The following is a 14,244-nucleotide window of genomic DNA, read 5'->3' as shown; positions in this document are numbered from 1 at the left end:
CTCCATTCTTAACCAATGTCAGTCCAAGGACTGATATTAATCAGCTTTTCTCTGGGGTGTGGAAAGAAATCTAAGCTAGCGATAGTTGGAACGTACGATCAGCTTTTCCAGGTTGGAGATCCAGATCTTCCTGCCGTCGGTATGAAGGATACCCTCTTCTTTGAGCTCTTTGAGCAACCGTATAACATTTTCCTTGGCCAGTCCCGCCAGATTGGCAAGGTCGGTACGTGAAATATTGATCAGGATCTCACCTTCGGCGTTCAGGTCGTTCTTATACTTTTCACGGAGAAAAATCAGGGAAATGGAAAGCCGCTCTATCGCCGAACGCTGCGAAAACACAGATATGTTGTTGGCCAGAACGGTAAACTCGTGGCTAAGGGCTTTGAGCATACGGGAACTGAACAGAGGCGAACTAGTCAGGACCTGCAAAAAGTCCTCTTTGGGGATAAAACTGAGGACACTGTCCTCGATGGTCGCCGCAGAGTCAGGATAGCGTTCCTCGGCTAGCACTGCATGGTATCCTATGAACTCACCTTGACTGGCCACATAGATGATCTGTTCCCGGCCACTATGGTCAACCTTGTACTTCTTGACCTTTCCCTTGACAATAAGGTAGATTCCGGAAGGTACAACCCCCTCCCTGAACACGACCTCTCCCTTTACGTATTTTTGCCCGATCTGTCTGGAAATCAAAAAGTCGTATTCCTTCTCCGTCAGTACATTAAGGATAGCGCTGGTACTGAAATTCCATTTATCGATCGGAAAAATCCCTGCAATGCTCATGACGCGAAGATACGACATATTTTTTTGTTTACCCCATCCCTCAACAGGACAAAGCATGCCACAAAGTTGGACTTAACAGCCACGCAACCCTCACGGGCTCTGGAGAAGCCCATTTCAAAGTGCCACCAGCCTACCAATAGGGAAGGTTCATCTTTTTATATACATCCTGACCTTGGGGTGAAAGAATTCTCCTGTTGGGACGAAACTGGCAGGGACCTGCTCTTTGGAGGTGTGGTAGGTCACCAGCCTGCACCCAGAGGGTTGCTGTTCAAGCTTCCTGAACAACAATTTCGTGTAGAACTTGTACAGATCCTCATTTCTTGCCACCGTCGCGTCAATTCCCCTTTGGGTGTCGATGTTCTCATAGAAGGAATTGAAGAAATATAATCCTGTATAGGGGGCCAAGTCTATTTCTGCGATATTTCCACAGATGAAATCAATATTTGTCAGGCCCAGGCTTGATTGGGCCCCTTGGGCTATCTCTACCAATTCCCTACGTTGTTCTATGCCGTAAAAGGTACAGTTTTGATGGAAAAATGCGGCCGTCAGGCAGAACTTTCCTACCCCGCAACCGATGTCCATTATCCTTCCCCCTGGAACGGACAGGAATGCCGCCGCTCTTCTTGCAATGTCCAACGGAGTCCAGTGCACGGTAGACAATTGTATAATATGTTCGGGATAAAGGAAGTCGAAATGCGCATCATTCCCAAAATAGGTTCCTATCATGTTGATAATATCAGTTGGCGGGTCATCTGGTTTTAATGTACATGTTCAACAGTCCGCCAAGTAGGCTTTGGGAAAGCAAATAGTTCTCGGATACCTCATTTCCAGGGCCCTGGTAACTGGCAACCCTTGTTCCTACTGGCATATTGTCCAGTTTGGTCCGAAGGTATAGGGTATAATAGGCATAGAGTGCTACTGAAGTCTCGACCGAGTCGTCAATCCTATTGGCAAAATCAATATTCTCAAAGAACGGGTTGTAGAAATAAAAATGGTCAAAACCGCTGAAATCAAGCTGGACCAGGTTGACCGCGATGAATTCCACGTTTTGCAAACCCAAGGTTTTCCTGGCATCTTCAGCACAACTGACCAGCTCTTGCCGTTGCTCCACCCCAAAGAAAACTGTTCCAGGGTACATTTTCGCCCCTATCATGCAGAACTTTCCAACACCACTGCCAATGTCCAGGATCTTGGCATCGGGCCAGGCTAGGAACTCCGCTGCCTGTTGGGCCACTAAAAGCGGTGTCCAGTGTTTTTTAGATATGCATCGGAAATGTTCGGGATATAGCCTATCGAACGATTGATCGTCCCTGAAGAAATTTTTTAAGTTGCCCATTCGTTAACCAATAATTTGAGATGAAATTTCGCTTTAGGGCATCTGTCCCTTCAATTCAAAAATACCTGAAGTCATCTCCATTTTTTAAGATAAATATCAAGGGCGGAACTGATATTTATCAGGGCTGCCTTCGCCTTATTTTTTTTCTCACGGCAATGGCGGTCCTGTTGTAGTAGCGCTTGGCCCTGATCCTGAACACATCATAGACAAGTACCAAAATAAGCAGCACTATCGGGGCATAGAAGGAAGTGAACTGGAACTGTTTGAAAAGATAGGCCCCAGCTATGGCACCAAGCATAAAGAAAAAGATAATGGCCAGCCGAAGCTTGATCTTTGAACGAAGTGCCGCCGGATCGGCAACATCACCACGGACAGACTGGGCAAGTTCAATTCCCAGATCGGTAAAGGTACCGGTGAGATGGGTTGTACGCACGACGGATCCAGAAATCATCGAAACAAGGGAATTCTGCATCCCCATTGCGAACAGCAGGCTTCCAGCAAAAACTTCCTTGGAAAGCAGCGTCCCATCATATCTACCACCATAGACTGCAGAGAAGGCCAAAATTAAAATCTCGAACACGATGGGAACCGAGTAGGAGTAGCGCTGGTTGTATCCAATCAGGGAGAGTATGAAGGTAGAAACAAATGCTCCTGCAAGAAAAAGCACCATCCAGAGTGCTATGACCTGGGCAGTTGCCCAGTCCTGAAAGGCAATACGTTCCGCAAACAGTGCAGCATGCCCGGTCACGTTGGTAGTTAATATACTGAACGCCAGGTACCCTGCTGCGTTCACAAAACCGGCTGTCATTCCCAATAGCGTAGCAAGCCTGAGGTTATGTTCAGGGGTCCGTTTTGCACCAAGGTGCCTAAGCATAACAATTTCGGTTTAGCATCCTGCAAGAATGAGGTGATGTAAATGATGGATATACTGCCAGGACTAAGTTCGTGAAAATTCAGCAAAGCATAGCTGATAATTATCAGCTATGGCAGTTTGTTCTTTGTCATTGCAAGTTTTGCGTATCATATCTCTCTCCAAATTAGGCTGCCTGCGGTTTTTGGGAGTATATGTTATTTTAGGAAAACAATGTTCTATTGGAAATTGCACTTAAAAACCCGGACCACTTTATTTATCAGAGCGGGGTCCAGCGGACATTCAGCGTCCGGGGCAGTTTCGACCCAGCTGCCCGTGGGATCCAGCTCCAAAAGATGGTTTTTTCCCTGCAGGTGGATCTCGAAGGTTGTTTTTCTGCTGCCGATAGCTACAAAGTACAGCAGATAGGATACCTGTTCAAAAGATATGATAAATGGTATGCCGTTCATTTCAGTTTATTTACAGACCACAATTATAGGCCATGATCATTCCCAAGAAAAGCCAAGTGCAGGTTTTCTTCGATTGCCGACAGGAATTCCTCGGTGAAAAGATAATCGCGCACATGTTCCGCAGAACTTCCATGGATGCAGTTGGCCAGGTCCTTGGTCATCTTCCCGGACTCTACCGTATCGACACAGACCTGTTCCAGGATATTGCAGAAAGTGATCAGTGCCTGGTTCCCGTCTAGTTTCCCCCTGAAGGCAAGCCCCCTTGTCCAGGCAAATATTGATGCAATGGGATTGGTGGAGGTAGGCCTTCCGGCCTGGTGTTCCCTAAAGTGTCGGGTCACCGTTCCATGGGCCGCCTCGGATTCCATTACCTTTCCATCGGGGGTTATCAGTACGGAGGTCATCAGCCCAAGGGAACCAAAGCCCTGTGCGATGGTATCCGACTGGACATCTCCATCATAGTTCTTGCATGCCCAGACAAAACTTCCGTTCCATTTCAGTGCAGAGGCAACCATATCATCGATCAGCCGGTGCTCGTAGGTAATGCCCGCATCTGCAAAGGCACCAGAAAATTCGTTTTCGTAGACCTCCTGGAAAATATCCTTGAAACGACCGTCGTACCTTTTCAGGATCGTGTTCTTGGTAGAGAGATAGAGCGGCCATTTTTTTGCAAGGGCCTGGTTGAAACATGCCCTTGCAAAACCATAGATACTTTCATCGGTATTGTACATGGCCATTGCTATGCCATCGCCCTCAAAATTGAATACCTCAAAGGACTCCTGTCCACTCCCATCCTCCGGCGTAAAGGTGATGGTCAGTTTTCCCTTGCCCTTGGTAAGAAAATCCGTTGCCCTATACTGGTCGCCGAAGGCATGCCTACCGATGCAGATCGGACTGGTCCAGTTCGGAACCAGCCTTGGAATATTTTCAATGACGATCGGCTCCCTGAATACCGTTCCATCAAGGATGTTCCGTATAGTGCCGTTAGGTGATCTCCACATCTGTTTGAGCTTGAACTCCCTTACACGCGCTTCATCTGGGGTGATGGTGGCACACTTGATCCCCACGCCATGTTTCTTTATCGCCTCAGCAGCATCGATGGTTACCTGGTCGTTGGTCAGATCACGGTTTTCGAGGCAAAGGTCAAAATACCTGATGTCAACCTCCAAATAGGGAAGTACGAGCCTATCTTTGATAAAGCGCCATATTACACGGGTCATTTCATCACCATCCATCTCCACGATAGGGTTTGCCACTTTTATTTTTCTGATTTCCATTGTTAATGTCTAATATATTGTACTATTTGCATATCCACATTTTCAGGGGCTTCTGCGGGTGTTGTCCCACCAGTTCGAAATTTGTGGGCACATCGTTCTCGTCCCCGTAGTAGGTGGCAAGCCTGGTTCCCTTGGCCACCTTTGACAGTTTATTATAGAGAAAATTAGAATAATATTCGTATAGTGAATACGAGTATTCAATTGCTTCATCGATCCGGGAAAGAGAGCTGAGGTTTTCTGCAAATGAGTTGTAAAAATAGATGCCCTCGTAGCCATTTAGGCTCAACTGGGTAAAATTGGCATGCATAAAATGGACGTTGTCCACCATGCTTCTTCTCTTGGCCCTAATGGCAACCTCTACCAGGTCCATTCGCTGTTCCACGCCGTGGAACTCCGAATCCGGGAAAAAATGGCCGCCCGCAATGCAGAACTTTCCGATCCCACTGCCAATGTCCAGTATCTTCGAACCTGGTACAGCGCTCAGAAATGAGGCCGCTTCCTTGGCCATAGCAAGAGGGGTCCAATGTATCTCTGACACCCTTTGGGCCTGATCGGGAAAATAGCTGTCGAACACCTGGTCGCTATCATAATAATCCATAGGTAGTATAGCGGGAAGTATGGGGCTTTCGAACGTATCGCAATCGTTTATCATGCTTTGGAAATTTGGCTGTTAATGCTATGATCATGTCAGTATCAAAAGGCCGACTGCGATGCCGACCACCATGATCAGGTACAAAAGGATTTCGGTGACAGCGAACCGCTTGTACTTGCCCCAAAACGATTCTCCTTTATCGGATGTCCTTCTTTTCTCCATGGCCATGTGCTTGGTTATACTTTTGATTCACAACAAAAATACGATTGGAAATCCCATATCTCCCAGCTAAATATCACCTGTTGCCATGATATAAATCAGTTTTTAAGGATATCAGATTTTTTCGCATCTTTAACCGGACTTTGGTCATTGCATTCATTTATGATGCAGCATCTACAATTACAGCAATGGAGACGATTTTTATACAGGATAACGATGAAGCCGTGCTGGATGTACTGCAACTAGCACTTAGGGCAAAGGGTTTCCAGGTCTTTACTATCCAAGATTTTAAGGAGGGCTTTTTGGATACCATCGATAGGTTGCGCCCGCATGTCGTGATGCTGGACTATAAGCTCAGTGGACAGGGGGTGATGGAGATTTTCATGAAGATCAAACAAAAATATCCGCATCTGCCGATCATCGCGTTAAGCTGCAATTACAATATCCGTGAAGAGTCGAGAAGATTGGGGTTTGACGACTATATCAGAAAGCCCTTCGATCTATCGGTACTTTACGAGGTTATCAACAAGCATATCTAGAAGTCACAGAATTTTATCCAGTTAACTTAAAAAGTATTAATCTGTGTACACATTAGCCTCCTTAAACATTCAATTTCATGCTTTACAAAGTCCTCACCTTGTAAGAGCGAAAACAGAGGGAAACGGGTAACTGTAGGCTATACAACGGCGGAAATATAGGTAACAACGACATACGGAAAATGGTTTTGTATAATTTGGCTTGGCATTGGATTCGGCTATCATCAATGCACCACCGGCTTCAACCACAATGGAAGGACATATCTCGGCATGAAGGACAATTTCAGGAATTGACATTTTTCGGCGGAAAAGGTTCCAATTTTTTGGTAGGAGCTCACCTGAATCCAATCCATTTTCCAAGGCAAGGCTTTGCGAATAAAAATACCTCGTGAGCGGAGCGAGCAGGGAAGATTTTTATGACGCAAACCCGTTAGGGTTTAGCCTTGACGGAAAATGGATTGTTCAGAAATTTGCGTACAAAAAGGCCGGAAGCTTAAGGATGGACCGCTGCTATGCTTAAGAAAAAATCTATACTTATAACTGAGCTGTAATTCCATGAACTACTGCCAACAGAGTATATCCCTCAAAGTCGTTAAAAGTTCCCGTTTAGATTACCTGACTGTTTCTTCTCGTAGCATTTCATTTCACTTAAAGGGATACCAAACTGATGGCTGACAAAATACATGTCCTTATCATTTAGGTATCCAATTTGCTTGATAGATTCGATGACTGCCGCAATACCATAGTAGTTGAGGATGAAATACCAGTCCTGTGGCCATCCGCGTTCAATCACCCGTTGGACTACAACGTTACGCGAGCTATTAAGGTCGATTTTATCCAAATCGTATTCCCAGAGCAGTTTCATATCAAGCTGGGCATCGGGAAAATCTTTATAGTTATCGAAATACATAGTCTTGCTATTTGATATTTTACGGCTCACACGGATAATTTAGGACCAAACAATATGAAAGCTATCGCCAGTTCCTTAAAGTCCCAAGCCAGTTCCGCGCTCTGGGTATTCTCTACCCTTCACCTTTTTAATTTCAATAGAAATATCCTTATCAGTTTCCGGCCAGCTTAAGGGGATTTTGCGTTCAAGGGAAGCTGTAATATCTTTAATTTCCTCGCTGCCACATTTCCGCTGTATTTTTATGTCGAGCAATTCCTCTAGGATTTGCTCAAAGTAGACCACCATTTTATGTGGCCATTCCTTCTCAATCTCAGCCCTGAAGACGGCAAGGGGATTTTTTGGATTTCTTTCCAGCACTTGAATTCCATGGGTCAATGAATTTTGTCCACTGGCAACGTTTCTCCCATATATGCAAAGCTCATCATACAAACCTGCCTGCTGTACCATTGCAAGTGTGTTCGGAATATTTACAAACCTTTCCTCGTGTGCGGCAATCGAAACCGCTCGCCCCGACCCTTCGATTGCAATCATATGTTCATACCTTAGCTGTGTGCCCAAAAAACTAAGTTTGGGATGTACCGCAAGCAGTTTGATTTCTACCACGTATCCCATTGATTTAAGACTTTCAATGGTTTCGTTCATCAACTCACCCGACGAAAAAGTGGTTTCCAGAATATAGTTGAGCTTATGCTTCTCACAATGGTCACGCAGGCCCCTGTTCCACCGTTGGGCATAGTCTGATGTGATCTCGGGATAATATTCAGAATGCTTTGAACGGATCAGGCTGGCATCCGGGTGGAAATCACGGAACAGGTCAGCATTGCAAGTAACTACGTTGTCAAAAAGCTCCAATCGTGCCTCTTTTTCAAGCTCTGTCTTGCCAGCCCCAGGCTGCCCACCCAGAATAATTACCGTCGGATTTCTGATCGCCGATACAGTATATGCATAGATATCAATGATATCCTGTTGGATGGCAACAAAATCTTTTTCGGAAAGCTGGTACAGTTTTTTTAATGTTTCCAGGATCGGCATAACTGGTTATCTGGAAAGCCCTAGATGCTGGGAATTCTCACTTCGCAAGATCGGACCGTACTTTTCGATAAGCTCTTCCATGCGTTCCAGGCTCCGAAAGTTCAAAGAATTGCGGTTGGCCTCGGCCACTTCGTTACGAAGGGAGGTTAGCTTTTCTACAACTTCGATGTCGGGACTGATACGGCTTAGTTCCTTGCGCCGCTCACGGCTGGCATAGGCAATAACGCCGTTGAGCACTGAATTTGCCATCTCGGTCAACTTATACCAGTCCAATGGATTACGCTCTTTAACGGTTGGGATTTTCTCTATTGGAAGATGAAGCTGCTCGGCAATCTTTACCCAAGCCTTATAATCGACCACCATTGCCACCGGCTCGCCGCTATAATCTGTTACAAGTTGAGTTTTCATTATCCTTTGATTTATACTAAAGTACATATTTTTCTAATTATTGCCTAATTTGCGGCCAAAAATGACAATTAATGCTGTTTTATTTACGTTTCCTTTTGCTGCCGTTTGCTTGTACCACTTGCCTAGAATGCTTTTTTGCATTCAGTATTGAATCTGTCGCTTGCATTAGCCTAACACGGTCATTTTCATATGCCTTACCAATTGGAGCTGCAATTGTCGGGTAATAAGCCTTTACGACCTTGAACTGTTCACCATCGCGGTAAAGTTGGTCGTTCCTGATCAAAAGGCTCACCGATGAACCTATGCAAACCGCAAGGATCAAAAATATAAGCAGAAAGCCTATAACTTGGAATTTTGTTTTTGCCTCCAAATGATGGTGATGTCTGATAACCGTCTTTTCGGGAACCTGCGCCATACGTCGTTCAAGGACTTTCATCAGCTCTCCAAGTCGCTGTGCCTCATAGTTGCGTTTGGCGATGTCGAGCACGTTAAAAATCTGCTCAAATTGCTCTTCGTAATCGGGCGGTTCAAGTTCGATCAGCTCCTTAACAGAAGTCTCCAGTGAAACGAATTTTGCGACGACCACCTCCAATACCTGTTCGATTGATTCCAGTTGCTCCGTTGTTGTGTCTTTCATATGGTTTATATTTTAAATGCCAAGGCCTAAATTTGTTTTGGATTGGTCTATTTGCTTTAATTTTTCAGCTCGTTTGTTTTCTTCCAGTTGACCTGCAATCTTGGCAAATGCCATTGACCTGTCGATTGCCGAACCCTTGAAAGAACATCCATCCTTTTCAAATGAAATTCCCTGTACCTGATTTGTTCCAGCTAAGGATTTATAATTTATTTTAATCCCAGCACTGGCCAATGCAGTTTTAAGGTCATCAAAATCAGCACATTTTTTAAGTTGTTGCTTTAAAACATCATAGATCTGGTACCTGATATGATCACTTCCAATAAGCCTTGACCTGTTGACCTGCTTCTTTCCCTCAGCCATAAAAAGACCATGTTTCATTGTCATCAACTTGCATATCTCGACGTTTCTTTTCTTAAGGTACTTGTCAGAAATGGTGCGCCCATCGTTAGCAACCCTGTTGTAGACGATATGGATGTGCGGATGATCACGGTCGTTGTGCTTTACGATGAGAACCTGTGTATTGCAGATCTTCATCCTTCCCAGATATTCCTTCGCCAAGCCGATCATTCTTTCATTATCGAGGTTGGGTTTATCAACTACACTCCAATTAAGGGAAATATGCCCGACCGCCTCTCCCAGTCCAGGACGCATCTTTCTTTGCAAGTTAAAGTCCTGGACGGCATGCCTAGGCATTTCTTCCCTCACCCCATCGGCCAGCAGTACCGATGCGCCCTCTTTTAGCATTACATAGCGGACACATCCTCCAAAGCTCCTGCCCGACAACACCTTACCAATCATTTCCGCCTAATTTTGTAAGCAACTGATCGATTGACCCGAGCAGTTCACGGCACTTTCGCTGCACTATTAATAATCCCTGCACATGGGCGAGCTTGGTCAGTTGGTTAAGGTTGTTGGCAAGCCCGCTAAGCACCCTAAAGTGCCCCAGTTCATCGGGCGAAAGACGCGCACTTACTTTCGCAGTCACAGCGGATGCTCTGACCCATTCACTGATTGTCATCTTCGCCAATTTGGCCTTGTGCTCAATCCTCAGGTGCTCCGATACCGTAAGTCTCACCCTGACGTTGCGTTCCCGTTTGATCTTCTTTAGCGGCCGTCCACCTTTTGCTCTTTTTGACTGCTCTTTTTCCATAGTTAAAGGGTCAATTTATCAGTGGCTCTTTTTGCGACCATCGGGAGCGAAAAGCAAGTTTTAGTCCGGCGCAGCGGACGGGTTTTTGTGGAACAAAAACACAAACTTGCTCCCTGCAAATGCCAAAAGAAGGCTCCCTCGCAATCGCCGCTGCAATTAACTTCAAAACTAAGCTCTTTCATCAGTTATCTTCTCCTGAGTTTTCGTTTGAACTCAAAATCGAGCGCTTTATCTGCCGCCTCTGATTCGGTAAGCCTTTTATGGGAAAGCAGCCATTGCAATAGGGTCTTCTTAGAAAACCTTACCCCTCCGCTTGGCAATGATAGGTAGGGCAGTTGCCCAGCCGATTTAAGCTGGTAAAGGGTCTGCCTTGAATAACCTGTAATCTTTTCGGCAACTTCGTATCCCCCGATCTCGTCCTCTTGGGCAACAGGCGAGAGTGTAGGAGTCGGTAATTGGTTCTGGTTTAGAATTTCGATAAGGTCTGAGACCTTGAGGTCGATAAGCCTTGTGTCCTGATTTATATTCATTTGTTTTCCTGTTAATGTACGGAAGCAAAAAAATAGATAAATACAAGCCTTCACGAACGTTTGATGGCAATCGTATGAGCTCTTTGTAATCGAACAAAGTCACTTTATTAAATGATATTGGAATCTGGAAAAAGCTATTTTGCCCTATAGACTTCTACATATTCTACCGGAGTACTCTTGTAGCGCTGCCCTTCTAAAAAGACAAGGTTTTTCAGTTCTTCCAAACTGAATACATCCCTTAGCAGTTCACGATAGCGGTGGCGAAGGATTTCGTCGGAAAGCACGCCCCGCTCCTCAATGCAGTATTTTAGAAATCCAGCAAGGGATTTGCTCAGGCCTTTGGCATGCACAACACACTTTATCTCCAGCTTATCGACATCGTTAAAGGTCAGCAGTCTCCCATTGGAACTTTGTGCATTGACGGTCTCGATAAAGGAGGCAAAAGCAGCCTTTTTGTCGTCAATGTTTTTGCCCTGTAGCCAAAAATCGTAGAATGTTTTTGGCACATAGGGCTCAGCCATGGCAACCTCCTCTCGGAACAACCGTTTCTGCCAGTCCTTTTTCTGGAAAAGGTGGTAAGTCTCATCAAGGTTCCTTTTTACTATAGCTGGATAAAGTTTTGGCAATAAGAAGTACCCCGCGGCACAAACTAGGATTGCTGCTAATATCCCTGTTGTAGTGGTGGTGAGGTCATCACTGGTCATTCCTCCCATAAGAAAGAAGATGGCAACCGTGATAAAGGCGAGCGCCACCATTAGCATTAAGATGTAATGAAAGATACAGGCCTGTAAATAGAACCACCTAAGCTTAACGGCTTCCACTTCGGACAGGCCTGCAAAGGTGGAACGGATCTGAGCCATCCGTTCTTCCAATGGTAGGGCAAGGAACTTGCCGCCGAATTCGTTCACCCAATTCTCTATACCTACTGACAACAATAGTTGAACGGGCACGATCCAGACCACGAGGGCAATAATCCCGGACACGATCGGCAGGCGCACTTCAGGAAAGCGCAGAAAGAAACCGAAGAAAACGATCAACAGCAGGATTTCAAATAGTACTCTTTTCATCTAACAGGCTTGGAAATTTTAACATCTCGGATTTTCTTTTTTCGTCAACTATCTTTGCATAGATCTGCGTCATTTCAATTTTGGAGTGCCCCAATAATTTCTGCATGGTGTAGACATCTATACCAAAAGTTAAGCCAATTGTGGCAAAGGTGTGCCTTGCGGCGTGGAAGTGCAGGCTCTTTTTGATACCAGCCTCCAGTCCCCAGAACTTGAGGTAAACGTTCACCACCTGGCTGGAAGGAAGTCCCCAGAACACTTTGTCGTTCTTGGGATGCCTGAGCAGGTTTTTGATAATGGTACCCGCATCCTCCAGCAGGGGTACCCGTACAATCTTCTGCGTAGTCTTTGCTGGACGGAAGACCAGATGGTCTCCTTGGATTTCTTCGTAGGTCAGTTTTTTGACGTCCGAAAACCTAAGCCCCGTAAAGCAGGAGAACAGGAATGCCTGCCTTACCTGGCTGTTTCCCTTCTTTGGAATGCAACTGGCAAGTGCTCGTACCTCTTCTATGGTCAAGGTAGTGATCTCGGTCTCCGCAAGCCCAACGATCTTAAAGTTCGGAAATGGGGAAGCCTGCACAATCCCCTTTACTACCAGCTTGTTGAAATACTGCCTGAAGGTATTCATGTAGGAGCTGGCCGTATTCTGGCTGACCACTCCAAGCAGGTAGTCCTGAAAAGCGGACAGGAAATCCTCATCCACATCCTGGAAAAAGACCTTTTCGCCATCTGCATATTTTTCGAGCTGTATGGTCACGCATTCCAGTCTATAGTAGTATTTCTTGGCAAGGCAATCCCTGAAATAATCCAACAGGTTGTAATTGATCTTGGCGGTCTGCTGATAACCATTTTCCGAGAAGCTCATTTTGTCCTCACGGTTATTCCGAATCGCCTTGATGACCTTCATCTTGTCCTTGTCGACTTCTGCGACCCTGACACTCGGATTGGAATAATCCTTTGTCACATAAATCTTGAGAAATTCATAATTGCGCTTACCTTTGCCTTGTCCGGTACCAGAATAGATATCCAGGTAGGCGCTGTATTTATCATCGTTTAGTTTCTTGTATCTTACGGTTACCATGGCGGATGTGGGATAGGTAAAACAACTTTGTTACTTTTGTTACTCAAAAATCAGACCGAGTAACATATCAGTAACAAAAGTAAGCTAAAGAAAGAAAAAATGCAAAAAGTTAAGAGAGACATTAAAAATATTATCAACTGATTATGAAGCAAATAGCACCTAAAATCTATCCCGATTTATGGCTCTTAACCCAAGGTTCATAGCATGGCTGGTATTTATATCCATATTCCTTTCTGTAAAAAGGCTTGCACTTATTGTGATTTCCATTTTTCTACTTCTTTTAAGTATGTGGATGAAATGACAGATGCAATTTGCACAGAAATCAGACTTAAAAAAGATCGCATAACAGAACAAATCGGGAGCATTTATTTTGGTGGCGGTACTCCTTCTGTTTTGTCTACAGCATCACTCCAGAAGATTTTCGATACACTCACAGAATGTTTTTCCATATCGACCAATGCCGAAATTACAATTGAAGCTAACCCTGATGATCTTGATACCAGAAAAATAAGCGAACTACGTCAACTTCCAATTAATAGATTTAGCATCGGTATTCAATCTTTTTTTAACGAAGATTTAGTTTGGATGAACAGAGCGCATAATACGGATGAGGCGATAAATTGCATCAAAAGAAGTCAGGATGCTGGATTTGAAAATCTAAGTATTGATTTAATTTATGGTTATCCTCTATTAACGGACGAAAAGTTGTTGACTAATATTCAAACCATTTTAGCCTTACAAACTCCACATATTTCAGCCTACTCGCTCACTGTTGAAGCTCGTACAGCTTTAGCTAACGCGATACAAAAAGGAAAACAAGCACCTATAAATGAGGAACAAAGTGCTGCTCAATTTTTAATCTTAACAGATCAATTGACTAAGAATAATTTTGAGCATTATGAGATTTCAAATTATAGCTTGCCAAGCAAATATGCCGTTCATAACACTAATTATTGGAAAGGCGTTTCGTATTTAGGCATTGGACCCTCTGCACATGGTTTTGATGGACAAAACAGATATATTAATGTAGCTAATAACGCAAAATATTTAAGTGCTTTAACCTCGCAAAAATTAGCAGAAGGTATTGAAGAATTAAGTCAAAATGAACGTTTTAATGAATATATCATGACTTCAATTCGTACCATGTGGGGAATAGATTTACAAAAGATAACTGCTGACTTTGGCAAAAATTACACAGAACAAACACTCAAACAAATCAAGCCATTTATTGAAAAAGAACAATTAGTTTTAAGCAATAACATCATCAATCTTACTTATGGAGGTAAATTATTTGCAGATGGTATTGCGTCAGAACTTTTTGCAGTTGACGAATAAAATAATGTAAGGCATTTTCCTTATTTTTGCTCAA

Annotated in this window: 17 protein-coding genes; 2 read left to right on the top strand and 15 right to left on the bottom strand. The window is 44.3% G+C overall.

Translation table 11 applies throughout. The features are described from left to right. Window positions 1–75: 75 nt before the first annotated feature. The 6 genes from WC622_RS00720 to WC622_RS00695 all read right to left on the bottom strand — a co-directional run bounded on the left by WC622_RS00720 (window position 76) and on the right by WC622_RS00695 (window position 5,368). Window positions 76–840 (bottom strand): Crp/Fnr family transcriptional regulator, encoded by a 765-nt coding sequence (locus WC622_RS00720; RefSeq protein ID WP_372816306.1) that lies wholly within the window; start codon window positions 838–840, stop codon window positions 76–78. Between the two features lie 90 nt (window positions 841–930). Then, window positions 931–1,509, bottom strand: a complete 579-nt coding sequence (locus WC622_RS00715) for a methyltransferase domain-containing protein (protein WP_372816304.1) — start codon at window positions 1,507–1,509, stop codon at window positions 931–933. A 22-nt stretch (window positions 1,510–1,531) separates the two neighbouring features. Continuing rightward, window positions 1,532–2,119: a methyltransferase domain-containing protein gene (locus WC622_RS00710; protein ID WP_372816302.1), complete on the bottom strand. Its 588-nt coding sequence runs from the start codon at window positions 2,117–2,119 to the stop codon at window positions 1,532–1,534. Between the two features lie 118 nt (window positions 2,120–2,237). Next, window positions 2,238–2,993, bottom strand: a complete 756-nt coding sequence (locus WC622_RS00705; protein WP_372816301.1) for a YoaK family protein — start codon at window positions 2,991–2,993, stop codon at window positions 2,238–2,240. 469 nt (window positions 2,994–3,462) lie between these two features. Further along, the gene (locus WC622_RS00700) at window positions 3,463–4,710 is read right to left on the bottom strand and encodes an NADP-dependent isocitrate dehydrogenase (protein WP_372816361.1); all 1,248 of its coding nucleotides are present in this window, start codon (window positions 4,708–4,710) and stop codon (window positions 3,463–3,465) included. A 28-nt stretch (window positions 4,711–4,738) separates the two neighbouring features. Beyond that, window positions 4,739–5,368: a methyltransferase domain-containing protein gene (locus tag WC622_RS00695; protein WP_372816299.1), complete on the bottom strand. Its 630-nt coding sequence runs from the start codon at window positions 5,366–5,368 to the stop codon at window positions 4,739–4,741. 347 nt (window positions 5,369–5,715) lie between these two features. Between WC622_RS00695 and WC622_RS00690 the strand changes: the two genes are divergently transcribed. Continuing rightward, window positions 5,716–6,066 (top strand): response regulator, encoded by a 351-nt coding sequence (locus WC622_RS00690; RefSeq protein ID WP_372816297.1) that lies wholly within the window; start codon window positions 5,716–5,718, stop codon window positions 6,064–6,066. A gap of 589 nt (window positions 6,067–6,655) precedes the next feature. On the opposite strand, the gene WC622_RS00685 is transcribed toward WC622_RS00690, so the two are convergent. The 9 genes from WC622_RS00685 to WC622_RS00645 form a co-directional block, all read right to left on the bottom strand. After that, complete coding sequence (locus WC622_RS00685; protein WP_372816295.1) at window positions 6,656–6,973, bottom strand: DUF6922 domain-containing protein; 318 nt, start codon at window positions 6,971–6,973, stop codon at window positions 6,656–6,658. 75 nt (window positions 6,974–7,048) lie between these two features. Further along, window positions 7,049–8,005 (bottom strand): zeta toxin family protein, encoded by a 957-nt coding sequence (locus tag WC622_RS00680; protein ID WP_372816293.1) that lies wholly within the window; start codon window positions 8,003–8,005, stop codon window positions 7,049–7,051. A 6-nt stretch (window positions 8,006–8,011) separates the two neighbouring features. Further along, on the bottom strand, window positions 8,012–8,413 hold the full coding sequence (locus WC622_RS00675; RefSeq protein WP_372816291.1) for a hypothetical protein: 402 nt from the start codon (window positions 8,411–8,413) through the stop codon (window positions 8,012–8,014). Window positions 8,414–8,492: 79 nt separating this feature from the next. Beyond that, window positions 8,493–9,050, bottom strand: a complete 558-nt coding sequence (locus WC622_RS00670) for a hypothetical protein (RefSeq protein ID WP_372816289.1) — start codon at window positions 9,048–9,050, stop codon at window positions 8,493–8,495. A gap of 12 nt (window positions 9,051–9,062) precedes the next feature. Next, window positions 9,063–9,848: a relaxase/mobilization nuclease domain-containing protein gene (locus WC622_RS00665; RefSeq protein ID WP_372816287.1), complete on the bottom strand. Its 786-nt coding sequence runs from the start codon at window positions 9,846–9,848 to the stop codon at window positions 9,063–9,065. Next, on the bottom strand, window positions 9,838–10,200 hold the full coding sequence (locus tag WC622_RS00660; RefSeq protein WP_372816286.1) for a plasmid mobilization protein: 363 nt from the start codon (window positions 10,198–10,200) through the stop codon (window positions 9,838–9,840). The genes WC622_RS00665 and WC622_RS00660 overlap by 11 nt, the downstream gene beginning before the upstream one ends. Window positions 10,201–10,385: 185 nt before the next feature. Next, window positions 10,386–10,730 carry a helix-turn-helix transcriptional regulator gene (locus WC622_RS00655; RefSeq protein ID WP_372816284.1) on the bottom strand — a complete coding sequence of 115 codons (345 nt, stop codon included), beginning with the start codon at window positions 10,728–10,730 and terminating at the stop codon, window positions 10,386–10,388. 134 nt (window positions 10,731–10,864) lie between these two features. Next, a complete protein-coding gene (locus WC622_RS00650) occupies window positions 10,865–11,797 on the bottom strand; it encodes a hypothetical protein (protein ID WP_372816282.1) in 933 nt (310 codons plus the stop codon). Next, complete coding sequence (locus WC622_RS00645; RefSeq protein WP_372816280.1) at window positions 11,778–12,875, bottom strand: tyrosine-type recombinase/integrase; 1,098 nt, start codon at window positions 12,873–12,875, stop codon at window positions 11,778–11,780. Before WC622_RS00645 ends, WC622_RS00650 begins: the two co-directional genes overlap by 20 nt. A gap of 204 nt (window positions 12,876–13,079) precedes the next feature. Between WC622_RS00645 and hemW the strand changes: the two genes are divergently transcribed. Continuing rightward, window positions 13,080–14,210, top strand: a complete 1,131-nt coding sequence (hemW, locus tag WC622_RS00640) for a radical SAM family heme chaperone HemW (protein ID WP_372816278.1) — start codon at window positions 13,080–13,082, stop codon at window positions 14,208–14,210. The last annotated feature ends 34 nt before the right edge of the window (window positions 14,211–14,244 follow it).

The sequence above is a fragment of the Pedobacter sp. genome, from assembly GCF_041662865.1.
In the GTDB taxonomy this organism is placed as follows: Bacteria; Bacteroidota; Bacteroidia; order Sphingobacteriales; family Sphingobacteriaceae; genus Pedobacter.
This window is presented reverse-complemented; position numbering and strand designations above follow the sequence as displayed.